This window comes from Staphylococcus felis (assembly GCF_003012915.1).
GTDB classification, from domain to species: Bacteria; Bacillota; Bacilli; order Staphylococcales; family Staphylococcaceae; genus Staphylococcus; species Staphylococcus felis.
Genome location: NZ_CP027770.1, coordinates 1,966,428 through 1,991,650, shown reverse-complemented (window position 1 = coordinate 1,991,650; position 25,223 = coordinate 1,966,428). Strand labels below are relative to the sequence as shown.

Sequence of the window (25,223 nt, the reverse complement as noted above, 5' to 3'; positions counted from 1 at the left end):
GATGGGATTAATTGATCAAACTGCTGTTGAAAAAAAGCTCTCTGCACGTATGGCTAAAAATAAAGTTTTTAAAGGTATATTTTTTGCTTGTACTTTAATTGGTCTCATTGTTCTTGCAATTTTGATGATTGATATTTTAAGAAAAGGACTTCCTGTGATGAATCTAAACTTTTTTAGTCATTTTTCATCTTCATCAGCAAGTTCTGCAGGTATCAAAGGGGCATTCATAGGTACACTTTGGTTAATGATGACACTTATACCTATAGCACTCGTGTTGGGTGTTGGCAGTGCAATTTACCTTGAAGAATATGCAAAAGACAATGCATTAACACGATTTATCCGAATTAATATATCAAATCTTGCATCTGTACCGTCCATTGTTTATGGATTATTAGGCGCAACAATATTTGTAGCGTTATTACGCCTTGGTAATTCAGTTCTTGCTGCTGCTTTAACGCTTGCATTACTGATTTTGCCGGTCATTATTGTCGCTAGTCAAGAAGCCTTAAGATCCGTTCCTCAATCTGTTAAAGAAGCATCATATGGCTTGGGTGCAAATAAATGGCAAACTATTAAAAATGTTGTACTTCCAGCTGCTATTCCAGGAATAGTTACTGGGGTAATTTTATCAATTTCTCGTGCAATAGGCGAAACAGCACCATTAGTAGCAATTGGCATACCTACCATTTTGTTACGCACACCTAATAGTATTCTCGATTCTTTTCAAACGTTGCCACTCCAAATTTATGATTGGGCACGTAAACCTGGTGTAGATTTCGAAGCACTATCTTCTGGGGCAATTATCGTTTTACTGATTATTCTATTGATATTAAATGGTATTGCAATCTTTATTCGAAATAAATATACAAATAACATGAGATAAAGTATTTAAGACGGGAGTTTTATAATATGATTAATACTAAAACTGTAAATGAAAATAAAAACGAAAATGTAAACACACCATTTACGACTACTCAACAGCATGAAAAAAAAGATGTACTTACCGATGATGAAAGACGTATTGTATATTCAACACAAAATCTTGACCTTTGGTATGGCGAGCAACATTCTTTGAAAAACGTCAACTTAGATATTTTAGAAAAAAATGTTACTGCCATAATTGGACCATCTGGATCAGGTAAATCAACTTATGTTAAAACTTTAAATAGAATGGTTGAGCTAGTACCTGGAGTGAAAACATCTGGAAAAATTTTATACCGTGATCAAAATATTTTCGATAAGAAATATCCAGTTGAAAAATTGCGTACTAATGTGGGTATGGTGTTTCAACAACCTAATCCATTTCCAAAGTCGATTTATGACAATATCACATATGGACCTAAAATTCATGGTATTAAAGATAAAAAAATATTAGATGAAATTGTTGAAAAGTCTTTAAGAGGCGCTGCAATTTGGGATGAATTAAAAGATCGTTTAAACCAAAATGCATATGGATTATCAGGTGGTCAACAGCAGCGTGTTTGCATAGCGCGTTGTTTAGCTATTGAACCAGACGTTATCTTAATGGATGAACCAACATCTGCTCTAGATCCTATTTCTACATTAAGAGTTGAAGAACTTGTTCAAGACTTGAAGAAAGATTATTCTATCATCATCGTTACGCACAATATGCAACAAGCAGCGCGTGTTTCTGATAAAACTGCATTTTTCTTAAATGGCTATGTTAATGAATATGATGATACTGATAAAATATTTTCGAATCCGAGCGATAAACAAACTGAAGATTATATTTCAGGACGATTTGGTTAATGCCTATTATTAGAAAAAGATATGAAGATCAGCTTAACGAACTTTACAAAGATTTACGCAAATTAGGACTTCGAGTTTATTTTAATATTAATCAGTCGATTCAAGTATTAACCGATAGCCAAATCACACACGCTAGAAAATTGATTAAGCGGGACAAATTAATTAACGAATTAGAATATGAAATTAACGATAAAGTTATTATGCTTATTACTCGTCAACAACCCATTGCTACTGATTTGAGGTTAATGATTTCTGCTTTAAAAATAGCTAATGAGTTTGAAAGAATGGGCGATAATGCAGCAAATATTGCAAAACTTCGAACTCGTGCACAATTGACAGATCAATATATTATAATGAGACTCGAAACGATGGGGAAATTAGCTTTACTTATGCTTAAAGACTTAGACAATGCTACCAAAAACAGAGATATTGAATTAGTCAAAGAAATTATTGAGCGTGACGTCGATATCGATGATTTATACAAAGACATCATCAATACAACTTATCTTATTGACAATGACCCTTTCGTCGCTGGACAAGCAAATTTAGTTGCACGTTATCTCGAGAGAATTGGTGATCATATTGTTAATATAGCTGAGCATATCTACTACTTTTATACTGGTAAGCATTATGAATCATATGAAAAATAGTACTTTCCAATTTTCATATTAGATGATATGATAATAAGGTCGTATTTTGAAGATTAGGAGGGTTAATATGCGCGTTAATGTAACATTAGCATGCACAGAATGTGGAGACCGCAACTATATTTCTAAAAAAAATAAAAGAAATAATCCTGAGCGTGTTGAAATGAAAAAATTCTGTTCACGTGATAACAAACACACTTTACATCGTGAAACTAAATAATCAATAATCTTGGACTAGAACATCACATTGTTCTAGTCTTTTTTATTTAAGTACATTTATCGCCTCATATCATGACATCAACTTTTAAGAATTGTATAATATAGTTGTAAGTGAGGAGGCGAGTCATGTGACTAAAAAAGAAATACGTGCACGGAAAATTCACGCAATGAAAACTTTAGATGTTCGAAAAAAAGAAAAAGCCGATCAATGGCTAAAAAAACAAGTCATTGCACATGAGCAATTTCAAAAAGCTCATTCAATAGGTATCGTTTTATCAATGCCTCACGAAGTCGAAACAGATTCAATTATTGAATGCGCACTTAACTTACATAAATCTGTCTATGTACCTAGAACAAATTATCAGCATAAAACAATGGATTTTCAAAAGCTGACATCATTGAACCAAATTGGCGTTGATGAAAAAGGAATACGATACGTTAATCAAAACAGTATCATTAATAATCATTTAGATTTAGTTATTGTTCCAGGGGTCGCTTTTTCAGAAAATGGCTATCGTATTGGTTATGGCGGTGGTTTTTTTGATCGATATTTAGCAGCATTCAAACCAGAAACTTTAAGTTTGCTGTATGATATTCAATTATGTGAAAATCTACCTATTGATGAATATGACTACCCTGTGTCAGAATTAATTATTGCAACCACATAATAATGGAGGATATCGAATGATTGAAGAAAAGCAATTATGGAAAACAGCATATTTATGGGTTCGATATTTTAAATATAAATGTATTCATTACGATCCAGAACGTAAAGAAGTTTGGCTTTCACATACTCAAACAGGTCATATCAATATATTTAAATATGGTTCATTTACAACCCAAGAACTTGAATTTGATAAATCACGAATCATTGAACACCACGAAGAATTACAAAATCACCTTAGTTTCAAAGTATTAAAATATGACATTTATATCATTACGGATAAGCCTTTTGATCCGGTCACATTTAATACTATGAACCCTGTCAAAGTTCGTTTTCACTCTATTCATTCAAAAAAAGATTTACATCAAATCACACATCATCCAATTGTTAAATATTGGATAGCAAATAATGATAAAAAAAGTATAAAACATTATCAAAGACGTGTTTTAAATCAAAATAAAATAGAACAGTCAATGTATCAATTTACGCCGGTGACATATAGCCTAATAACGATTAATATATTAATATGGTTATTTATATTACTCTTTACACCTCATCGAACCGATATTGAAATTATAAATCTTGGGGCACTTTCTCATTTTAATGTTGTTCATGGAGAATGGTATCGTCTTATCACTTCAATGTTTTTACATTTAGATTTTGAACATTTGATTTTTAATATGTTTTCACTTTATATTTTCGGAAAAATAGTTGAAGCGAATATAGGTTACTGGCAAATGCTAGTTGTTTATTTCTTTTCAGGTATTTTCGGTAATATTGTGTCATTGGCACTCCTGCCTTCTGGATTTTCCGTCGGGGCAAGTGGCGCGATTTTTGGTTTATTAGGTGCGATTTTTGCTTTAATGGTTATCAGTCAAAGATTCACGCGGAAAGCTTTATTGCAATCAATCGCAGCCATCTTAATTATGGCCGTCATTACTTTATTAGTCAGAAATGTTAATATTGTTGCACATTTAGCAGGAGTAATGGGTGGTTTCCTTATTTTATATTTAGGCTATTTAAAAAGTAAGCATAAACGCCACTTTTTTCTAGTATTAGGTATAACAATCTTAGTTACTTTAGGGTTGATAATCAAAATATATTTGACACAGAGTACAAATATCTATAATCAAATCATTCAAAATGAGATGCATCAAGGTCATTACAGAGAAGCTAGAAATATGGTATCAGATACTTTAAAACATCACTATGATGACGATGAAACATATTTTTTATCTGGCATGATTATCGCAACTCAAGACTCCAAAGCTGAGGCGATGAATGAGTGGGAGAAGGGGTTACGTGTGTTTCCGAACTCTTCCGTTTTAAATTATCATATGGCATTAGCGAATCGATCTTTAGCGGATACAAAAAGTGCTAAAAAACATATCAATAAAGCTTTAAAAGTAGAGCCTAATAATAAAAATTACAAAAATTTAAAAAAAGAATTGGATGATGCAAGTGCAAACTGAACTCAATACTTTTTATGACGTATTGCAACTTTTAAAAAAATATGGATTTATTATTTATTTTGATAAAGAAGAAGACAGACTCACCATGATTGAAAGTGAAATACAAAATCTGTATCATCACAAATTAATAAATAGAGAGACATTTATTCAATCTAAATTATTAATTAATCAAAGAAGGATGGAAAGTAAATGAGCAAAGATTTAATTTTAGCTGTTGATGTTGGCGGCACTACTTGTAAACTTGGTATTTTTAATCAATCACTTGAAATGATCGATAAATGGTCTATTGACACTGATATTTCGGACTCAACAGGAAAATTAATTTTAAGACAAATATACGAAGCATTTGTACAAAAGTTTGAAACTCAAGACTTAAACATGAAAGATGTTATCGGCATGGGCATTGGTATCCCAGGACCTGTTGACTTTGAGACAGGCACAATTCATGGAGCGGTCAATTTAAACTGGCCTAATAAAGTCAATGTCATTAATATTATGAAAACCTTTGTTGATTTTCCAGTTATTGTAGATAACGATGCCAATGTTGCAGCCTTAGGTGAAAAATTTAATGGCGCTGGTAAAGATGCCGATGATGTAGTTGCTATTACACTAGGTACTGGACTAGGCGGTGGAATTATATCAAATGGTAAAATAGTTCACGGGCATAATGGCTCAGGCGCTGAATTAGGGCATTTTAGAGTTGATCACGACCAAAGATTTAAATGTAATTGCGGAAAGTCTGGTTGTATTGAAACTGTAGCGTCTGCAACTGGTGTTATTAATTTAGTTAATTTTTATTATCCTAAATTAACATTTAAATCTTCTATTTTAGAACTGATTAAAAATAAAACTGTTACAGCAAAAGCTGTTTTTGATGCTGCTAAAGCTGGAGATCAATTCTGTATTTTTATCACAGAAAGAGTTGCAAATTACATCGCATATTTGGCAAGTATTATTAGTGTGACAACTAATCCAAAATATATTATCCTAGGCGGTGGGATGTCAGATGCTGGTGATATTCTCATTGAAAACATCAAAACTGAATATCGTCACCTCACTTTTACACCAGCCCAAGAAAATACTGAAATTGTTCGGGCAGAATTAGGTAATGACGCAGGAATGGTTGGTGCAGCAGGTCTTATTAAAACTTATATTATAGACAAGGAGTAATTAAAATGGCAATTGTAGATGTAGTCGTTATACCAGTAGGTACTGAAGGTCCAAGTGTTAGCCAATACATTGCAGAAATACAAACAAAACTTGAATCTTTTAAACAAGAAGGGAAAATTGATTATCAACTTACACCAATGAACACTCTAATTGAAGGGGACTTAACAGATTTACTTGAAGTCATACAAGTAATTCATGAGCTTCCGTTTAATAAAGGTTTAGACCGTGTATGCACAAATATCCGAATCGATGATAGAAGGGATAAATCTAGGAAAATGAATGACAAGTTAAAATCTGTCGAAAAACATTTAAAATAATGTTTAAAATTGGAGGTTTAACATGATTATTTCATACCTTACACTCGGTCCTGTGAGTACAAATACTTATTTTATTGAAAATGAACATGAACTTTTATTGGTTGATCCATCAGCAGATGTCGATAAAATTATTGATAAAATTAAAGCGATTAACAAACCTTTAGTGGGCATCTTATTAACCCACGCACATTTTGATCATATCGGCGCATTAGATGACGTATTAAACGTTTATCCGGTTGATGTGTATGTCCATCATAATGAATTAACATTTCTAACCTCTCCTGAAAAAAATGGTTCAGCTCAGTTTAAATCATACGGATTACCTGTGATTCAAAGTAATGCAGAAGCTAAGACACTTGATGAAGGCACACACCAAATAAGTAGTTTCACTTTTAAAGTAATGCATACACCCGGACACTCTCCAGGTAGTTTGACATATGTTTTTGAAGAATTTGCTGTTGTCGGGGATACGCTATTTAATAATGGAATCGGCCGAACAGATTTATATCAAGGTGATTATGAAACTTTGATTGATTCGATACAAGATAAAATTTTCACCATTGACGACATGCTACCATTATACCCTGGTCATGGGCCGTCAACGACTGTTGAAAATGAACTTATGAATCCTTACCTTCACGGATAAATAAAGAAAATACAAAGTAATGTTGACGCCTCTTACGTGTTTATATGTGAGAGGTGATTTTTTATGCAACTATTATTAGATAACGTTTTACAATACGCACTAAGCCAAAATGCTTCAGACATTCACTTTATTCCATCTCATTCACAAGTTGAAGTGAAATTAAGAGTTAAAGATGCACTGATTTTATATGACACATTAAATATAGATACATACAGAAAATTGATTACACTATTAAAATATCAAGCAGGTTTAGATGTATCTTCTCGTCACAAAGCTCAAAGTGGTCGATATATTTATGAACATCAATCGCTTTATTTTTTACGCGTATCTACACTGCCACTTAATTTAGGCATAGAAAGTTGTGTCATCCGTATAACTCCTCAATACTTTCAATCATCTTCCAATGAAGCCACAAATGATATCAAGAAAATTATGGAGAAAAAACAAGGATTAATTTTATTTAGTGGTCCAACAGGTGCTGGTAAAAGTACATTGATGTATCAGATGGTGTTGTATGCAAAAGAGCATTTAAACCTCAATATCATTACCATTGAAGACCCCGTGGAACAGATTTTAAATGGCATTACTCAAATTTCAGTGAATGAAAAAGCAAATATTACTTATGGAACCTCATTAAAAGCGATATTACGATGTGATCCAGATGTTATCTTAATCGGCGAAATACGAGACGCAAAAATTGCCAAAGATGTGATACAAGCGAGTTTGAGTGGACATCTCGTCTTATCAACAATCCACGCTACAGATTGCAGTGGCGTTCTTCTTAGGTTACTTGAGATGGGGATTACAAAGCAAGATTTAACTCAAGCTGTTAATCTTGTAATCAATCAAAGATTAGTTACCACAAAGAGTTATGATCGACAACTTGTTTACGAAACGATGAGACATCCAGAAATACAATATTTTCTTACGCATAATTATCAACTCCCTAATGAATTTATAAGCTTAGTAGATAAGCTATCTTCATTAGAAAAAGAAGGCGTTATTGATGAAACAACTTTACGAAAATATCAAAAATAAGCGAGCACGGAAATTAATCATTCAACATCATTTAATTATTATTGATCGATTGAAACAATTGCTTAGTCACGGTTTCACACTAGGGGAGGCGATGAGCTTTATTATCAAACAACTGAAAATAGCAGATCAAACATTATATGATGATGTGCAAAATCAACTCACAAAAGGTGCGAATTGTTATGACGTTTTTAAACAACTTGATTATCCCCGAACCATCCTGATGCAACTTTATTTTGCTGAAAAATACGGCACAATATTAGATACTTTAGAGCGCTGTCATGTATATTACAGTAAAAATCGTAAATTAAAACAAAAGTTAATCAAGACCATTCAATATCCTCTCACTTTATTATTAATTTTTTTGATTTTAATCATTGTATTAAATTACACTGTGATGCCTCAATTCGATCAAATGCATGATTCGATGCAAGTTAATGTTTCTACAGCACAAATCATTTTAAAACAGTTTATCTCTAATTTTCCTATCATTTTTGTAATCACTATAATCACAGTTGTAATTTCAGTACTTTCATTTAGATATTGGCTTGCTAAACAAAATATAAACTATCAAATTTATATCCTTTCACGTATCCCGCTTTTCAACAAATACTATAAGCTTATAATGACTTATCAAATTGCGAATCAATTCGTTTTATTTTTAGCTAATGGTATCTCTTTAAATGATATTGTGCATATATATATAAATCAAAATGAAAACGCGTTCTTTAAATATATCGGTTATGAATTGCAAAAAAATATTAAGCAGGGAATTCCTTTTTCGGCTATACTTTCAAAATTAAACTGTTTTGACTCTAACTTCATAAGCTATATTGAACAAGGGGAGAAAAGAGATAAACTAGACATAGAACTAAATATTTATTGTAATTTTCTTATTGATCATATAGAAAGTTTTATGATGAAGCATATTAAGTGGATTCAACCTGTCATGTTTTTATTAATTAGTTCTTTAATTTTATCTGTTTATTTAGTCATGATGCTACCGATATTTGAAATGATTCAAACTATACAAAATTAGGAGATGAATACTATGAAAAGTTTTTGGAAAAATAAAATCCAAAATAACAAAGCGTTTACACTCATTGAAATGTTATTAGTACTATTAATTATTAGTGTCTTATTAATTCTTATCATACCTAATATTGCCAAACAATCTGAACACATTCAAAAAACAGGTTGTAATGCACAGCTTAAACTTGTCGATAGTCAAATAGAGGCATATACATTAAAATATAACACTAAACCAAGTTCAATTGAAGAATTAGTAAGAGAAGGCTATATAAAAGAAAATCAAAAATCATGTAAGTCCGGTGAAACTATATCAATCTCAGGCGGAAAAGCTGTTGCGTCATAATGATGGTTTTACACTATTAGAAATGCTTTTTGTAATATCTATAATTGTATTGTCACTTTCTTTAATGATTACTCATCCCCCTCGCATACTATCTGAAAATCAAATCGAATATCAGATTAAACTATTAACTTCAAAAATTGAATTTTATCAATCCCAAGCCATTAAGTCTAAAAAGCCGGTTTTATTAGTTTTTAGAAAAAAACAAAATGATATAAAAGTGATGATGAGCGATCCAAACACAACGCATTACGAAACCTTATATCCTCTTCATTTATTACCACAATCAAATTTAACTTATTTGGCGTTTGATTCAAATGGTAATATCAAAAAATTTGGCACTTTAAGTTTCACATATCTAAATAAGCATTTTAATATTATTTTTCATATTGAACAAGGGAGGTATAGAATATCTTATTCAAATTAAAGAACGGTTACACATATTTAGAAGCTACTTTTTCACTATTTATAGTAAGCATTTTATGTTTTACAATTATCTATTCATTAAATACAATCCAAAACAGTTATAATACTATTAAGTCGGAATTAGAATTAAATAGAACACTTTATAATGTTTTAAAGCAGGACATCCCCTCAGAAAGGACCATCATTCAATCATATGAAGTTTATCCTCAAAAAAATAAAATATGTATTCAAAATAATCATAACCAAAATACGATTTGTCACAATTACTAATGGTTTTACTCTCATTGAATCTATTTTTGCACTCTTTATACACTCTTTGATAGTGATACTAATCCCAATACTGATTTATACACTTCAAAATTACAAAAGTTTCATCATAGATGATAATACTTATACAATAGAGTTGATGGCAAAAGAAGTTGCTTCACAAATACATTCCGCAAATTTTATATCAATACCTCCTAAACAAAATGAAATAACAGTTAAAATAAATACAGAATTTATTACGTTTAAAGAGAAAAACTTCAAACTAATTAAAACAGTTAACAATAAAGGGAATATTACCGTACTTAATCAAGTAAAACATATAAGTTATAAAAAGCTACCTCATAAACACGTAATAATGTCATTTAAATATTTGGAAGGAGAAAAATGGTATGATAAAGAAATATTATTCTAAATCTGGATTTACACTCCCTCTGTTATTCATAATATTTAGTACTTATACTTTTTTTATGTCCTTTTATCTAGTAATATACACAATGAAAATACAATCTTTAGATGCATTGATAGACTACTATAATCATGAAATTCAATTAATTATGCAAAAAGGGGATAGCAATGAAGAAAAGTAAATTACCGTTAATCTTAATCGGTTTTATGGGGTCAGGTAAAACTACATTAGGTTCGTATTTTTCAGAACAACATGATTTAAAATTCGTAGATTTAGATGATTATATTGTAAATCAAACAAACAAATCAATACCTGAAATTTTTAAAGAAAATGGGGAAGAAACTTTTAGAAACTTAGAATTGAAATATCTTAAAGAAACCATTAATTCCTATGATGTTATAGCCACAGGTGGAGGAATCGTAGAAAATAAAAATACCTTTACTTATCTAAAATCATTAAGCCCTCACATTGTTTGGGTTGATGCACCATTTGAAATTTTATATGAACGCATAAAGGATGACTCAAATCGACCTAATGCACACAATCAAGATTATAACGCTATAAAAAACTTGTATTTCAAGCGTTATTCACGGTATAATGAAATCGCATTCATTAAGTTACAATCCAATATTATATTGTCAAAAACACTTGATGAACTCAATCACATATTTACTGCGAATGACCAATATTAGAGAGTATGGTTAATCCATCGCCGAAGGAGCAAGTATTTTATACGAATCTCTCAGGCAAAAGGATAATATTGTGACGCATTCCTGAAGGTATCACAACAGGGTTGTATTTTTTAAATACACTCTGTTTTTTTATTATTATTGTAGGAGGGTATGCTATGGTTCAAGATTTGAAAAAGACACCATTGTATCAACATTATGTTGATGTTGGAGCTAAGATTGTTGAATTTGGTGGTTGGGCAATGCCAGTTCAGTTTTCAAGTATTAAAGAAGAACACAACGCCGTTCGTACTAATGTCGGGCTATTTGATGTGAGTCATATGGGAGAAATTTTGGTTGAAGGTGAAGATGCTAAAGATTTAGTCCAATATGTACTCTCAAATGATGTCAATTTATTAACGGATAATAAAGCACAATATACAGCGCTGTGTAATGAAGATGGCGGTGTTATAGATGACTTAGTTATATATAAGTTGAATCATGATAAATACTTACTTATAGTTAATGCGGCAAATACTGAAAAAGATTTTGATTGGATTAATAAAAACAAAAATAATTTTAATGCTGAAGTTAAAAATGTTTCAAGCGAATATGGACAACTTGCGCTTCAAGGGCCAAAAGCACGTGAAATTGTTCAAGAAAATACTGATATTGATGTTAGTGGATTGAAAATGTTTGAATTTTTAAAAAATGTAGAAGTCTTCGGTAAAAATGTCATTTTATCTCAATCAGGCTATACAGGTGAAGACGGATTTGAAATTTATTGTCATAAAAATGACGTGATTGATATTTGGGAGTCTATCCTTAAATACGACGTCACTCCATGCGGTCTCGGGGCGCGTGACACATTACGCTTAGAGGCTGGACTGCCATTACACGGCCAAGACCTTACTGAGAGCATCACACCTTATGAAGGTGGTATTGCATTTGCTGCAAAGCCACTCATCGAAGAGGATTTTATAGGGAAAAATGTACTTAAATCTCAAAAGGAAAATGGTGCCCCTAGACGTACTATTGGACTACGTACAATTGAAAAAGGCATTCCGCGAACTGGGTACACTATTTTAGATTTGGATGGAAATGAAATTGGTGAAGTCACTTCAGGTACACAATCACCATCATCTGGTGAATCTATTGCATTAGGACTTATTAAACGTGAATCTTTTGAAATGGGTAAAGAAGTTATCATTCAAATTAGAAAACGACAAGTTAAAGCGAAAATTGTTAAGAAAAATCAAATCGAAAAATAAGGGGTGTAGACATTGAGTCATCGTTATATTCCATTAACTGAACAAGATGAAAAAGAAATGTTAGATACGATAGGTGTTAAATCAATTAGCGATCTTTACAGTGACGTACCTGAAAACATTTTATTAAATAGAGATTTAAAAATCGCAGATGCAGAACCTGAAACTCAATTATTGAAGCGCTTAAATAAAGTAGCTCAAAATAATGTGACTAAAGAAACACACACAAGCTTTTTAGGGGCTGGCGTATACGATCATTACGCTCCTGCTGTGGTGGACGCATTAATATCTAGATCTGAATTTTATACTGCGTACACACCTTATCAACCTGAAATATCACAAGGTGAACTACAAGCCATTTTTGAATTCCAAACAATGATTTGTGAGTTAACGGGTATGGATGTAGCAAATTCATCTATGTATGATGGTATGACGAGTTTTGCTGAAGCTTGTTTATTAGCGTGGTCAAAAACAAAAAAGAAAAAAATTGTAGTGTCTAAAGGATTGCATTATCAGGCGCTTCAAGTTTTACACACATATTCTCAGATTCGCGACCAATATGAAGTAGTAGAGGTTGAATTAAATGGCACTATAACAGACCTAGACAAACTGAAAGATGCTATCGATGATGATACAGCAGCTGTTGCTGTACAATATCCTAACTTCTTTGGTTCGATTGAGGATTTAGAAACGATTCAATCATATATTGAAGATAAAAAAGCACTTTTTATTGTTTATGCAAACCCACTATCTCTCGGATTACTGACGCCTCCTGGAGAATTTGGCGCAGATATCGTTGTAGGTGATACACAAGTGTTTGGCATACCGACTCAGTTTGGAGGACCTCATTGTGGTTATTTTGCAACAACTCAAAAGCTCATGCGTAAAATACCTGGTCGTTTAGTTGGCCAAACTCAAGATGATCATGGTAATCGGGGCTTTGTGTTAACTTTACAAGCCAGAGAACAACATATACGTCGCGAGACAGCAACATCAAATATTTGTTCAAACCAAGCTTTAAATGCATTAGCTTCTTCAATCGCAATGTCTGCACTTGGTAAACAAGGATTACAAGATATTGCAATTCAAAACCTAGAAAATGCAAACTATGCAAAAGAACAATTTAAAACTAATGGATTTGAAGTGAATGAAGATGTTTCTTACAATGAATTTGTTGTAAAATTTGATCGCCCAATCGCCGAAGTCAATGAAGCATTAATCGAAGAGGGAATAATTGGTGGATTTGATTTAAGTGTCGTTAATGATTCATTCAACAAACATATGTTAGTTGCAGTTACTGAATTACGCACGAAAGAAGAAATTGATACATTTGTTAAGAAAGCAGGTGAGCTGAATGGTAAGTAAATCAAGCCCATTAATCTTTGAACGCTCTAAAGCAGGTCGATTTGCATATTCATTACCACCCAAAGAAATTGACAACAAAGTAGCAGATAAACTATTAGATCCAAAATTTATTCGTAAGGATAAAGCGGAATTCCCTGAAGTTTCTGAATTAGACTTAATTAGACACTACACAGAACTTTCAAATAAAAACTTTGGTGTAGATACCGGCTTTTATCCGTTAGGCTCATGTACAATGAAGTATAACCCTAAAATCAATGAAAAAGTAGCACGTATTAATGGTTTTGCAGAGTCTCATCCGTTACAAGATGAATCACAAGTACAAGGTTCACTAGAAATCATCTATAGTTTGCAAGAGGAATTAAAAGAAATTACAGGAATGGATGAAATTTCTTTACAACCTGCTGCTGGTGCCCATGGAGAATGGACAGCGTTAATGATTTTTAAAGCGTATCATTTAAATAACGGCGATACTGAGCGTGATGAAGTCATTGTTCCTGACTCAGCACACGGAACAAACCCAGCTTCTGCTGCTTTTGCTGGCTTCAAATCAGTTACAGTTAAATCTAATGAAAAAGGCGAAGTAGATATTGACCACTTAAAAGAGGTTGTTAGTGAAAAAACTGCCGCAATAATGTTAACTAATCCAAATACTCTTGGCATTTTCGAAACGAATATAATGGAAATTCGTGATATAGTTCATGAAGCAGGTGGCTTATTATATTATGATGGTGCCAATTTAAATGCAATCATGGACAAAGTGCGCCCTGGAGATATGGGGTTTGATGCAGTTCATTTAAATTTACACAAAACATTTACAGGACCACATGGTGGTGGTGGCCCTGGATCTGGACCTATCGGTGTAAAAAAAGAGTTGCGTGAATATTTACCAAAACCATTAGTAGTTAAAAATGGCAACCGCTTCCAATATGATAATGATATTAAACATTCAATCGGACGTGTTAAGCCGTTTTACGGTAACTTTGGTATTTACCTACGTGCTTACACTTATATAAGAACTATGGGTTATAAAGGACTCAAAGAAGTGTCTGAAGCAGCTGTTCTTAACGCTAATTATATTAAAGCTAGGCTAAAAGATGCTTTTGTTATTCCTTTTGATCAATATTGTAAGCACGAATTCGTCCTTAGTGGTACTAAGCAGAAAAAATTAGGGGTACGTACGCTCGATATGGCAAAAAGATTGTTAGATTTTGGCGTGCATCCACCAACTGTTTATTTCCCATTAATTGTTGACGAAGGTATGATGATTGAACCAACTGAAACGGAATCTAAAGAAACACTTGATCATTTCATAGAAGCTTTATTACAAATCGCTCAAGAAGCTGAAGAAAATCCAGACAAAGTATTGGAAGCACCCCACACTACAATTATTGATCGATTAGATGAAACTACCGCTGCACGTAAACCAATATTAAAGTTTGAACAGTTAAAAGCTGAAAAATAAATATAAAACATAAAAAGAAAAAGCTGGGACATCAATCCCAAAACAAATAGCGCTAAGATGATTTTAATAAAAATACGTCTTAGCGTTTCCTTTTGGTTCTATAGTAAATCGGACTGGTGTATAAATAATTTCATTATTTGATTGTTCCATAAAGCCTCGCTTTTCTAGGCGCCTCACCTCAACTCATTTTAAGATTGAACTTACCTAATCTTAAAATGGTTTTTCGGTTACGGCAAGATGCCTCAGAAGTCTCGGCTTAGGAAACAATCAAATTTGTTATATTTATTCACACCCCTAAGTTATAAAGTATGTTTTACCAACTCAATTTTACTGATTTATGTTGTATTAAAAGAGGCATTAATGTTCAAGACTTTATGATCACACAACGAAAAAGAAGTTAAGCAATCTATTATTGCATAACGCCTTAATTTAATGCGACCAGTCCAATTTGACTGAGAGCCTTCCTTTTATGATATAACTTTGTATGATATGGTTTCGCTTTCCGAGGAGACACCCCCAAGCTTTCTAAACTAAAAACACACAGAATCTAATAAGTAAAGAAAAGTTGATGTAGGGTCTGTTTTGGAATTCAATCGCATGGCGGTTCGAGGACTGAATAAAGTAAAACGAAAAGTATGGCATTAAATATAAAATATTAGTAGCACATTATGCTAATAAATCTATCATTAAAGGAAAAACTTCGAGATTTTTCGCAAATTCTTACGAAAGCCTCGAAGTTTTTCGATTACTGAGATATTTATCTCACAGTCTCTTTCCTACAATATACTTATAGGTTATTTTTTCGATTTGATCTTACCTGTCCACTTTTTATATCCGCCTTTAAGCATATACAGATCTTTATAACCTTTCTTTTTTAACAGACGCGCTGCTCTATAACTTACAATTCCATTAGCATCCACTAAATAAATAGGCTGATCCTTACGTAGTCCTTGATAACGTTGTCTAAACATTGTCATTGGAATGTTTCGGGCACCATTGATGTGACCATAATCATAATCGGCTTTCTCTCTCAAATCTATAACTTGAGCCTTTCTCAAGCCTTCTTGGAATTGTGCCTGATTTAATTCATTTACTGATTTTTTATTTAAAAAGTATTGAATAACCATCCACAAAATAATGGCAATTAAGATAATTAAAGCAATAATCAATGAGTTCGTCATCTTGCATCCTCCCTAAAATACCGATATTATTATTATAAAGCTGATAAGATAAATTATCAAAATTTTTTTGCTGCCAAAAATAAAATTAAAGCTTTATTTTTTATGTACATTAATGTTTGGAGGATTTTCAAATGACTGAAACGTGGCATTTTATTAATACAGGACAACATGACCCTTATTATAATATGGCATTAGATGAAGCGCTATTAAATTTCGTATCTAGAGGGGAAATTGATCCAGTCATACGCTTTTATACATGGGATCCACCAACTTTATCAATAGGTTATTTCCAACGTTTAGAAAAAGAAATCGATATTGATATGGTTCGAAAAAAGGGCTACGGATTAGTAAGAAGACAAACTGGTGGTCGAGGCGTTCTTCACGACAAAGAATTAACTTATAGTGTAATTGTTCCTGAATCGCACCCTGCAATGCCTAAAACAGTGACTGAGGCATACCGCGTCATTTCAAATGGTTTATTGGAAGGTTTTAAATCACTTGGGTTTGATGCCTATTTTGCCATTCCAAGATCTAAAGAAGAAAGAGAAAAACTTAAACAGCCTAGAAGTTCCGTATGTTTTGATGCACCAAGTTGGTATGAACTTGTAGTAGAAGGTAAAAAAATTGCCGGAAGTGCACAGACCCGTCAAAAAGGGGTTATTTTACAGCACGGTTCAATTTTACAGTCCATTGATATCGATGATTTATTTGATATGTTTATCTATAAAAATGATAGATTGAAATCTAAAATGAAAGACGCATTTGTTGAAAAAGCAATCGCTATCAATGATTTGTCTGATAAACATGTTACACTATCAGAAATGGAAGATGCATTTAAAAAAGGGTTCGCCAAAGGGTTAAATATTAACTTCAAGCCTCTCGAATTAACTAAAGCACAACAACAAGAGGTACATGAACTCGAAAAAAAATATCGCTCAGATGAATTTTTATACCGCAAGTAATTTTGACCTATTAAGCCTATAATCTGAGCTGAAATTTTAGTTTCATAACGAATAAATCCATCGGCACACACCTTTAGAAAGTTTCAAAATGTGTGCCGATTGTGTTTGTTTGCTACTTACGCCATTTAAATTTATTTTTCCATAACGTCATTTTATATTTTCTTTGAGTCGGTGTCATAAAGAAAAAGAAGTAAATAGCATAAATGATTGCTATCATTACACCAACAGAGATAATAGTACGCATTATACTCCATAAAAGTAAATCTAAATTTAAAACCAATCCTAATAAAGCAATTATAATGATAACTCCAAATATAATTTTTTGTGATAACGACATATCAATACTCCTTAATAATTAGTCTGTTTGTCTTTTTCTGTTTTTATCTGTAAATTCATCAGCATTTCTCTACCTTTTTGAATTTCTTCTTTTTTCTCTTTCTTATATCCAGTTTGAATACTCATGAATGCCTTATTAATATCCTGTTGTAATTTTTGAATATCTTTATCTTGAGCTTTAAGTTGTTCATCTTTTTTAATAATCTCTTTGTCTAATGTCATTTTATAGCTATCGATAGCTGATTTATGATCTTCAATTAATACATCTAAACGCTCCACAATATCTTTATCCTTTTTATTTTTTATTACTTCTTGATCAATGCGATTATAATCTTTTATGATATTCGTTACCTCATTATAATATTCAGATGAAGCATCTAAGTATCCTGAGATTTTTTGGTTTTTCTTAGCTTGATCTGTGTTCTTTTTATCAATATTTAACGACTTCAGTTGCTTTTCTTTTTTGTTAATATCATTCTTTAATTCTTGATTTTCGAGTTTGATTTCATGATTCTTATCACTTAGGTCTGTACTTTTTTCCTCAAGCGGAAGTAAATTTTGATTACCACATGCTGACAATAATATAGTAGTAACCGCGCTAATAGCTATTATTTTTTTCATATATAACTCCTATATTTCAATTGTTTTTATTATACATCTATTTATTTTAAGGTATCATATAAATAAGCACAAATATATGGAGGTATATATTATGAACCATAGAATCTCTAAAATCCGAAAAATACTTACTGATAAACATCTTGACGCTTTGGTTGTTTTAAGTGATTATAATAGACGTTATTTATCTGGTTTTACCGGAACAAGTGGCGCCTTGCTGATTACTCAAGATACATTAAAATTGATTACTGATTTCAGATATATTAAACAGGCAACTGAACAAGCGCCATATTTTGATATCATTAAACAACAAGAAAATCTATTTGATGAACTCATACAACTGTTTAAAGATCAATCCTTATTTAATATTGGGTTTGAAGGTCATTTAGTTTCATATGATTCATTTCTGAAGTTAAATAAAGGACGGCATGACTTAATTTCATTAGGCACAGAAATTGAAACAATACGACAAGTCAAAGATGAAGACGAGATAGCCATTATCCAAAAAGCAGCTGATATTGTAGATGCTGCATATGAATATATTTTGACAATTGTTAAACCTGGCATGACAGAAAAAGAAGTGAAAGCTCACCTTGAAAGTAAGATGCTACATTTAGGAGCTGATGATACATCTTTCGATACAATTGTGGCTTCTGGTTACCGCGGCGCATTACCACATGGTGTAGCGTCCGATAAAGTGATTGAGTCTGGAGACATGGTCACATTAGATTTTGGTGCTTATTATAATGGTTATGCATCAGATATTACACGTACATTTGCAGTAGGCCAGCCTGACCCAAAAATGATTGAGATTTATAATATTGTGTTAAAAGCACAAGAAGCTGCTTTACAACAAATTAAACCTGGTATTTCAGGAAAAGCCATTGATCAAGTTGCACGTGATGTGATTAATCAAGAGGGCTATGGCCAATACTTTGGTCACTCATTAGGTCATGGCATCGGGTTAGATGTACATGAACAACCAGCACTCTCACCAAAATCACAAGATACTCTTGAAATCAATCACTGTGTCACGTTAGAACCTGGCATATACATTGAAGGTTTAGGTGGCGTTAGAATTGAAGATGATGTATTAATTACAAAAAATGGCGGCCAACGCTTTACTAATTCCACAAAAGACCTTATTATTTTAAAAGAAGAGTGATACACGAGGAGGAAGCTTAATGATTTCTGTAAATGATTTTAAGACAGGTTTGACAATTTCAGTTGATAATGGTATTTGGAAGGTTTTAGAATTCCAACATGTTAAACCTGGTAAAGGATCTGCTTTCGTAAGATCAAAATTACGTAATTTAAGAACAGGTGCTATTCAAGAAAAAACATTCCGCGCTGGTGAAAAAGTTGAGCAGGCTATGATTGAAAATCGTCGTATGCAATATTTATATGCCGATGGTGACAATCACATTTTTATGGATAATACGTCATTTGACCAAATTGAATTAGAAACATCATATATTGAATATGAATTAAAGTTTTTGAAAGCAAATATGGATGTTCAAGTTCAAATGTATGATGGCGAAATTATCGGTGTCGAATTACCTAAAACTGTTGAGCTTGAAGTGACTGAAACTGAGCCAGGTATCAAAGGAGATACAGCAACTGGTGCAACTAAATCTGCAACAGTAGAAACTGGATATACATTAAATGTTCCTTTATTTGTAAATGAAGGTGACATCTTAGTTATCAACACTTCAGATGGTAGCTATGTATCACGTGCTTAAACTTATATAGAGGTATTCAAACAGTTGAGTTATACGTTCATACTCAACTGTTTTTTGTTCATTTAAAGAAGATATTAGATTTGAGTCTTTGCTTGAATTGGCTCTTTTCGTAAAGTAAAATGGATAAATAGAATAAAACAACTACAAGGGAGTAACCAATATGAATTTTAAAGAAATAAAAGAGTTGATTGAGATTTTAAACAACTCTAATTTGACTGAAATCAACATTGAAAATAAAGGGTCAATTGTTAATCTAAAAAAAGAAAAAGAAATTGTAACAACACATACTCCAATACCACAATCGACTACTCATGTACCAACACAACATTCAGTAGAAAACACGCAAAGCACTGAGTCAAATACAACAAATTCAGTTGATGAAAACTTAAAAACAATTACTGCTCCAATGGTCGGAACTTTTTATAAATCACCATCTCCTGAAGAAAGCGCATATGTTAAAGAAGGAGATCAAGTCTCACCAGACACAACAGTTTGCATACTTGAAGCAATGAAGTTATTTAATGAAATTCAAGCCGAAGTATCTGGCGAAATCGTAGAAATATTAGTTGAAGATGGACAAATGGTTGAGTATGGCCAAGCATTGTTTAAGGTGAAATAATATGAAAAAAGTATTAATAGCTAACCGTGGCGAGATTGCCGTCCGTATTATTCGTGCATGTCATGAATTGGGAATTCAAACAGTCGCAATATATTCAGAAGGCGATAAAGACGCATTACATACTCAATTAGCTGATGAAGCGTACTGTGTTGGTCCTAAGCAATCCAAGGATTCTTATTTAAACATACCAAATATTTTATCCATCGCAACTTCAACCGGATGTGACGGTATTCATCCTGGTTATGGATTTTTAGCTGAAAATGGAGATTTTGCCGAATTATGTGAAGCAGTACAATTAAAGTTTATAGGTCCTAGCTATAAATCGATTCAAAAAATGGGGATTAAAGATGTTGCAAAAGAAGAGATGATACGTGCAAATGTGCCTGTCGTTCCGGGTAGTGATGGGTTAGTTGAGACAATTGATAAAGCCATTGAAACTGCAAATTCAATTGGTTACCCAGTCATCATAAAAGCTACTGCAGGGGGCGGCGGTAAAGGTATTCGTATAGCTCGCAATGAAGACGAACTGATCAATGGATACAAAATGACCCAACAAGAAGCTGAAACCGCATTTGGAAATGGCGGTTTATATCTCGAAAAGTTCATTGAAAACTTTAGACACATTGAAATTCAAGTGATGGGTGATGAACATGGCAATGTCATTCACTTAGGAGAAAGAGATTGTACAATCCAAAGACGCATGCAAAAATTAATTGAAGAATCACCATCTCCTATAATGTCGGAAGAATTAAGAAAAGAAATGGGCGAAGCAGCCGTAAGAGCAGCAAAAGCTGTCAATTATTATAATGCTGGAACGATTGAATTTATATACGATTTGAATGATAACCAGTATTATTTTATGGAAATGAATACACGCATACAGGTTGAACATCCTGTAACCGAAATGGTAACAGGTGTTGACTTAGTAAAATTACAACTTAAAGTCGCAATGGGAGAACGTTTACCATATACTCAAGATGAAATTACTGTCAATGGTCATGCAATTGAATTCCGTATCAATGCAGAAAACCCGTATAAGAATTTCATGCCTTCTCCAGGTAAAATCACACAATATTTAACACCTGGTGGATTTGGTGTGCGCATTGATTCCGCATGCTATACAAATTACTCGATTCCGCCGTATTATGATTCAATGGTTGCAAAACTAATTGTTCATCAACAAACACGAGAAGAAGCCATTCAAGTCGGATTAAGAGCCTTAAGAGAGTTTGTTGTTTTAGGCATAGATACTACAATACCATTTCACATTAACGTACTAAATCACCCAGTATTTAACGAAGGATTTTTTAGCACAAAATTCTTAGAAATGCATGATATTATGAAAGAAGAACATTAATCTCTTGGAGGCGTGTAATTATGGTTAAATCAATTGAGAATTATAATCCGAAATTAGGAAATGTTGAAATTGTGCCTGAAGTCATTTCGATAATCGCAAGTATCGCTACGTCTGAAGTTAAAGGTGTTCACGGAATGTTTTCTGATTTAAAGAACAGTACATTAGAGCGCTTAGGACGTAAAAATTTGAGTAAAGGTGTCAAAGTTGAAACAGTAAACAATGAACTTGTCATCAATGTTTATTGCTCTTTAAATTACGGTACTAAAATTTCAGATACCGCATTAAAAATTCAAGAATCTATTCATAGCGCTATCAAAACTATGACTGCTTTAACACCAAAACAAATAAATGTCCATATTTCTCATATCGAAATGGGATTACCTAAAAGTTAGTAATCAAAGAATGGAGAATTTTTATGAGTAGAAAACTAGCAAGAAGCCAAGCTTTTCAAACGTTGTTCCAATTAGAAATGAAAAATTCTGATTTAACAATTGAAGAAGCGATTGAATTTATTAAAGATGATTATCCAAACCTTGATTTTGAATTTATACATTGGCTTGTAACAGGTGTAAAAGACCATGAATCTATATTAGATGAAAAAATATCTGCGCACTTAAATGGTTGGACAATTGGTCGATTGCTAAAGAGCGACCGTATCATTTTAAGAATGGCTACATTCGAAATTTTAAATAGTGATACGCCTCAAAAAGTAATTATTAATGAAGCTGTTGAACTGACAAAGCAATTTAGTGATGATGATCATTACCGTTTTGTTAATGGTGTCTTAAGTCATATTCATAAAGATTGAGTGATAAAATGGAGAAGTATTTAACAGTATCTGCACTAACAAAATATATAAAATACAAATTTGATAAAGATCCGCATTTACAATCTGTTTTAATAAAAGGCGAGCTTTCAAACTTTAAAAGACATAGTAGTGGTCATCTTTATTTCGCAGTTAAAGATGAAGAAACAGTCATTAATGCGATGATGTTCAAATCACAAGCAAATTCACTTGCGTTTGATCCTAAAGAAGGCGATCAAGTTTTTATTGAAGCTCGTGTGTCAGTATATGAAAGACGGGGCAATTATCAAATTTATGTTAATAAAATGCAGCTTGATGGTGTAGGGAATTTATATCAAAAGTTTGAACAACTTAAACTCAAATTATCAAAAGAAGGTTTGTTTGATAAAACTCATAAAAAAGTAATTCCTCGCTACCCACGTAAAATTGCAATATTAACTGCTAGCACAGGAGCAGCCATACGTGATATTCAAAACACACTCTATCATCGTTATCCTTTAGTAGAACAAATTAAAATTAGTACACTTGTACAAGGTGAAAATGCTAAGTTTGATATTATTGAAAAATTGGCTTATGCGGATCAGTTAGATGTTGATATCATTATATTAGGTCGTGGTGGTGGTTCAATTGAAGACTTGTGGAACTTTAATGAGGAAGACGTTGTTAGAGCTATATTTAATTGTAAAACACCTGTTATTTCTGCAGTGGGACACGAAACGGATACGACATTAAGTGATTTTGTTGCTGATGTACGAGCGGCAACACCGACACAAGCAGCTATGATCTCCACACCTGATCAGCACGATTTACTAGAGGCTTTAGGTCAAACTCAAACCATTTTAAATCGGTTTATCAAACAATATTTAAAGCAGAATTACCAAAAATTAGAGCATTATCAGAATTATTATAAATTTAAACAACCTACTTTATTATATGAACAACACGTACAAAAGAGAGATGATTTGGATCGATTATTGCATCAGACGATGTCTAGAAAGTTAGAATTATATAATCAGCAACTCACATCTATCAAACAACGTTTACGATATAAAAATTTCAAAAATACCATTCAGCGCGAGCAAATGACAGTTAAACAGCTGCAACATTCTCTTAATCATTCAATATCAAATCGACTCAAACAAAAAAGACAATCTTTTATTCATCATTTAACATTGCTCAATAATTTGAGTCCCACGAATACCATGTTAAGAGGTTACTCTATAGTACATCAAAATAATGAAGTCGTTACGAGTGTCAAAAACTTAAAAACGAATGATTTAATAGAAGTTACAATGAAAGATGGATCTATCGATGCAATTATTGAGAAAGTTAGGTGGCAAGAAAATGACAGAAAATAAAACATTTGAAGAAATGATGCAAGAACTTGAACAAATTGTCAACCAATTAGACAACGATCAAATTTCATTAGAGGCATCTTTAGAATTGTATCAAAAAGGAATGGCGTTATCTAAAGCTTGTGAATCAACATTGAAGGATGCCGAAAAAAAAGTATCAGAATTAATCGAAAAAGAGGCAGATGAAAGTGATGAATCACAGTCTGAATAATATACTTGAAGCATTCAATCATATGATAAATGACGCTATTGAGGACTCCACATTAAATACGAATCTAGAGAAAAGCATGCGTTATTCATTAGAAGCTGGCGGAAAACGTATTAGACCACTTTTGTTATTGTCTACTCTAAAAATGTTGCAACCTGAGTCTATTGAAAAAGGTATGAAAACTGCGCTAGCATTAGAAATGATTCATACCTATTCTCTTATACACGACGATTTACCTGCAATGGATGATGATAATTTGAGAAGAGGAAAACCGACAAACCATAAAGTGTTTGGCGAGTGGTTGGCAATCTTATCAGGTGATGCTTTGTTAACTAAAGCATTTGAAATCATAGCAAGTGATGATACCAATTCAGCTGAAGTGAAAATCAAGCTCGTTCAACTTTTAGGTCAAGCAAGCGGACATTTAGGTATGGTTGGAGGCCAAACTTTAGATATGCAAAGTGAAAATCAACCCATAAGCTTACCAACACTAGAAAAAATTCACTCACATAAAACTGGAGCACTTATACGTTTTGCTGTTGAAGCCGCTACAATTATTGCTCAAATACCGCAAGAACTATCACAAACACTGATACGTTTCGCTGAACATTTAGGAGTTATCTTTCAAATTAAAGATGATTTACTAGATGTCTATGGAGAAGCTACTGAAATTGGTAAACCAGTTGGCAGTGATATCACCAATCATAAAGGTACATATGTTACTCTTTTAGGGCAACAAAATGCTGAAAAAGAGTTGTCTCAACATGTCAATAAAGCTGAATCAATCTTAAAAGATTTATCAACTTCATACCATACCAATGATTTAAAAGCATTACTCGATTTATTCCATCAACGGCATCACTAAT

The 25,223-nt window shown here is 32.6% G+C and carries 32 protein-coding genes and 1 riboswitch; of the genes, 29 read left to right on the top strand and 3 right to left on the bottom strand.

The annotated features are described in order from the left end of the window. The first annotated feature begins 1 nt into the window (after window position 1). From pstA to gcvPB, 19 genes are all read left to right on the top strand, one after another. Entirely contained in the window at window positions 2-883 is an 882-nt protein-coding gene (pstA, locus tag C7J90_RS09320; protein ID WP_103209208.1) for a phosphate ABC transporter permease PstA, read from the top strand. A 26-nt stretch (window positions 884-909) separates the two neighbouring features. Beyond that, window positions 910-1,770 carry a phosphate ABC transporter ATP-binding protein PstB gene (pstB, locus tag C7J90_RS09315; RefSeq protein WP_103209207.1) on the top strand — a complete coding sequence of 287 codons (861 nt, stop codon included), beginning with the start codon at window positions 910-912 and terminating at the stop codon, window positions 1,768-1,770. Next, window positions 1,770-2,420, top strand: a complete 651-nt coding sequence (gene phoU, locus C7J90_RS09310) for a phosphate signaling complex protein PhoU (protein ID WP_103209205.1) — start codon at window positions 1,770-1,772, stop codon at window positions 2,418-2,420. Before pstB ends, phoU begins: the two co-directional genes overlap by 1 nt. Before the next feature lie 67 nt (window positions 2,421-2,487). Further along, window positions 2,488-2,637 (top strand): 50S ribosomal protein L33, encoded by a 150-nt coding sequence (rpmG, locus tag C7J90_RS09305; RefSeq protein ID WP_103209204.1) that lies wholly within the window; start codon window positions 2,488-2,490, stop codon window positions 2,635-2,637. Between the two features lie 127 nt (window positions 2,638-2,764). Next, on the top strand, window positions 2,765-3,304 hold the full coding sequence (locus C7J90_RS09300) for a 5-formyltetrahydrofolate cyclo-ligase (protein ID WP_103209202.1): 540 nt from the start codon (window positions 2,765-2,767) through the stop codon (window positions 3,302-3,304). Between the two features lie 16 nt (window positions 3,305-3,320). Beyond that, the gene (locus C7J90_RS09295; RefSeq protein WP_106465137.1) at window positions 3,321-4,772 is read left to right on the top strand and encodes a rhomboid family protein; all 1,452 of its coding nucleotides are present in this window, start codon (window positions 3,321-3,323) and stop codon (window positions 4,770-4,772) included. Further along, window positions 4,762-4,965 carry a YqgQ family protein gene (locus C7J90_RS09290; RefSeq protein WP_103210261.1) on the top strand — a complete coding sequence of 68 codons (204 nt, stop codon included), beginning with the start codon at window positions 4,762-4,764 and terminating at the stop codon, window positions 4,963-4,965. Before C7J90_RS09295 ends, C7J90_RS09290 begins: the two co-directional genes overlap by 11 nt. Then, window positions 4,962-5,942, top strand: coding sequence for an ROK family glucokinase (locus C7J90_RS09285; RefSeq protein ID WP_103210254.1), 981 nt, complete (start codon window positions 4,962-4,964; stop codon window positions 5,940-5,942). Before C7J90_RS09290 ends, C7J90_RS09285 begins: the two co-directional genes overlap by 4 nt. 5 nt (window positions 5,943-5,947) lie before the next feature. Next, window positions 5,948-6,259: an MTH1187 family thiamine-binding protein gene (locus C7J90_RS09280; protein ID WP_103210252.1), complete on the top strand. Its 312-nt coding sequence runs from the start codon at window positions 5,948-5,950 to the stop codon at window positions 6,257-6,259. A 22-nt stretch (window positions 6,260-6,281) separates the two neighbouring features. Beyond that, a complete protein-coding gene (locus tag C7J90_RS09275) occupies window positions 6,282-6,905 on the top strand; it encodes an MBL fold metallo-hydrolase (protein ID WP_103210250.1) in 624 nt (207 codons plus the stop codon). A gap of 63 nt (window positions 6,906-6,968) precedes the next feature. Then, window positions 6,969-7,943, top strand: coding sequence for a competence type IV pilus ATPase ComGA (gene comGA / locus C7J90_RS09270; protein ID WP_103210249.1), 975 nt, complete (start codon window positions 6,969-6,971; stop codon window positions 7,941-7,943). After that, on the top strand, window positions 7,912-8,979 hold the full coding sequence (comGB, locus tag C7J90_RS09265; protein WP_103210247.1) for a competence type IV pilus assembly protein ComGB: 1,068 nt from the start codon (window positions 7,912-7,914) through the stop codon (window positions 8,977-8,979). The genes comGA and comGB overlap by 32 nt, the downstream gene beginning before the upstream one ends. A 12-nt stretch (window positions 8,980-8,991) precedes the next feature. Continuing rightward, window positions 8,992-9,315: a competence type IV pilus major pilin ComGC gene (comGC, locus tag C7J90_RS09260; protein WP_103210245.1), complete on the top strand. Its 324-nt coding sequence runs from the start codon at window positions 8,992-8,994 to the stop codon at window positions 9,313-9,315. Further along, window positions 9,305-9,739 (top strand): competence type IV pilus minor pilin ComGD, encoded by a 435-nt coding sequence (gene comGD / locus C7J90_RS09255; RefSeq protein WP_232332062.1) that lies wholly within the window; start codon window positions 9,305-9,307, stop codon window positions 9,737-9,739. Before comGC ends, comGD begins: the two co-directional genes overlap by 11 nt. A gap of 192 nt (window positions 9,740-9,931) precedes the next feature. Continuing rightward, window positions 9,932-10,417 carry a competence type IV pilus minor pilin ComGF gene (locus tag C7J90_RS12255; RefSeq protein ID WP_103210243.1) on the top strand — a complete coding sequence of 162 codons (486 nt, stop codon included), beginning with the start codon at window positions 9,932-9,934 and terminating at the stop codon, window positions 10,415-10,417. A gap of 161 nt (window positions 10,418-10,578) precedes the next feature. Continuing rightward, a complete protein-coding gene (locus C7J90_RS09240) occupies window positions 10,579-11,103 on the top strand; it encodes a shikimate kinase (protein ID WP_103210239.1) in 525 nt (174 codons plus the stop codon). After that, window positions 11,090-11,179, top strand: a riboswitch (glycine riboswitch). Its footprint overlaps the gene before it by 14 nt. Before the next feature lie 79 nt (window positions 11,180-11,258). After that, complete coding sequence (gene gcvT / locus C7J90_RS09235) at window positions 11,259-12,350, top strand: glycine cleavage system aminomethyltransferase GcvT (RefSeq protein ID WP_103210237.1); 1,092 nt, start codon at window positions 11,259-11,261, stop codon at window positions 12,348-12,350. A gap of 12 nt (window positions 12,351-12,362) precedes the next feature. After that, window positions 12,363-13,712 carry an aminomethyl-transferring glycine dehydrogenase subunit GcvPA gene (gcvPA, locus tag C7J90_RS09230; RefSeq protein WP_103210235.1) on the top strand — a complete coding sequence of 450 codons (1,350 nt, stop codon included), beginning with the start codon at window positions 12,363-12,365 and terminating at the stop codon, window positions 13,710-13,712. After that, complete coding sequence (gcvPB, locus tag C7J90_RS09225) at window positions 13,702-15,174, top strand: aminomethyl-transferring glycine dehydrogenase subunit GcvPB (RefSeq protein ID WP_103210233.1); 1,473 nt, start codon at window positions 13,702-13,704, stop codon at window positions 15,172-15,174. Before gcvPA ends, gcvPB begins: the two co-directional genes overlap by 11 nt. Window positions 15,175-15,968: 794 nt before the next feature. Here the strand turns inward: gcvPB and C7J90_RS09220 are convergent. Beyond that, entirely contained in the window at window positions 15,969-16,355 is a 387-nt protein-coding gene (locus tag C7J90_RS09220; RefSeq protein ID WP_103210231.1) for a rhodanese-like domain-containing protein, read from the bottom strand. A 131-nt stretch (window positions 16,356-16,486) separates the two neighbouring features. On the opposite strand from C7J90_RS09220, the gene C7J90_RS09215 reads away from it, so the two are divergent. Continuing rightward, window positions 16,487-17,317 carry a lipoate--protein ligase family protein gene (locus C7J90_RS09215; protein WP_103210230.1) on the top strand — a complete coding sequence of 277 codons (831 nt, stop codon included), beginning with the start codon at window positions 16,487-16,489 and terminating at the stop codon, window positions 17,315-17,317. Between the two features lie 112 nt (window positions 17,318-17,429). Here the strand turns inward: C7J90_RS09215 and C7J90_RS09210 are convergent, their stop codons facing one another. Next, window positions 17,430-17,654 carry an SA1362 family protein gene (locus C7J90_RS09210; RefSeq protein WP_103210228.1) on the bottom strand — a complete coding sequence of 75 codons (225 nt, stop codon included), beginning with the start codon at window positions 17,652-17,654 and terminating at the stop codon, window positions 17,430-17,432. An 11-nt stretch (window positions 17,655-17,665) separates the two neighbouring features. After that, window positions 17,666-18,274 carry a hypothetical protein gene (locus tag C7J90_RS09205; RefSeq protein ID WP_103210226.1) on the bottom strand — a complete coding sequence of 203 codons (609 nt, stop codon included), beginning with the start codon at window positions 18,272-18,274 and terminating at the stop codon, window positions 17,666-17,668. A 91-nt stretch (window positions 18,275-18,365) separates the two neighbouring features. Between C7J90_RS09205 and C7J90_RS09200 the strand changes: the two genes are divergently transcribed. The 9 genes from C7J90_RS09200 (at window position 18,366) to C7J90_RS09160 (ending at window position 25,222) form a co-directional block, all read left to right on the top strand. Beyond that, window positions 18,366-19,436, top strand: a complete 1,071-nt coding sequence (locus C7J90_RS09200) for a M24 family metallopeptidase (protein WP_103210224.1) — start codon at window positions 18,366-18,368, stop codon at window positions 19,434-19,436. Between the two features lie 19 nt (window positions 19,437-19,455). Continuing rightward, window positions 19,456-20,013, top strand: a complete 558-nt coding sequence (gene efp / locus C7J90_RS09195; RefSeq protein ID WP_103210222.1) for an elongation factor P — start codon at window positions 19,456-19,458, stop codon at window positions 20,011-20,013. A gap of 160 nt (window positions 20,014-20,173) precedes the next feature. After that, window positions 20,174-20,632: an acetyl-CoA carboxylase biotin carboxyl carrier protein gene (gene accB, locus C7J90_RS09190; RefSeq protein ID WP_103210219.1), complete on the top strand. Its 459-nt coding sequence runs from the start codon at window positions 20,174-20,176 to the stop codon at window positions 20,630-20,632. Between the two features lies 1 nt (window position 20,633). Continuing rightward, window positions 20,634-21,989, top strand: coding sequence for an acetyl-CoA carboxylase biotin carboxylase subunit (gene accC, locus C7J90_RS09185; RefSeq protein WP_103210217.1), 1,356 nt, complete (start codon window positions 20,634-20,636; stop codon window positions 21,987-21,989). A 20-nt stretch (window positions 21,990-22,009) separates the two neighbouring features. After that, window positions 22,010-22,381, top strand: coding sequence for an Asp23/Gls24 family envelope stress response protein (locus C7J90_RS09180; RefSeq protein ID WP_103210215.1), 372 nt, complete (start codon window positions 22,010-22,012; stop codon window positions 22,379-22,381). 23 nt (window positions 22,382-22,404) lie between these two features. Then, window positions 22,405-22,797, top strand: a complete 393-nt coding sequence (gene nusB / locus C7J90_RS09175; protein ID WP_103210213.1) for a transcription antitermination factor NusB — start codon at window positions 22,405-22,407, stop codon at window positions 22,795-22,797. A gap of 8 nt (window positions 22,798-22,805) precedes the next feature. After that, on the top strand, window positions 22,806-24,152 hold the full coding sequence (xseA, locus tag C7J90_RS09170; protein WP_103210211.1) for an exodeoxyribonuclease VII large subunit: 1,347 nt from the start codon (window positions 22,806-22,808) through the stop codon (window positions 24,150-24,152). Next, complete coding sequence (locus C7J90_RS09165) at window positions 24,139-24,360, top strand: exodeoxyribonuclease VII small subunit (RefSeq protein ID WP_103210209.1); 222 nt, start codon at window positions 24,139-24,141, stop codon at window positions 24,358-24,360. The genes xseA and C7J90_RS09165 overlap by 14 nt, the downstream gene beginning before the upstream one ends. After that, window positions 24,341-25,222 carry a polyprenyl synthetase family protein gene (locus C7J90_RS09160; protein ID WP_103210207.1) on the top strand — a complete coding sequence of 294 codons (882 nt, stop codon included), beginning with the start codon at window positions 24,341-24,343 and terminating at the stop codon, window positions 25,220-25,222. The genes C7J90_RS09165 and C7J90_RS09160 overlap by 20 nt, the downstream gene beginning before the upstream one ends. Window position 25,223 lies beyond the last annotated feature (1 nt).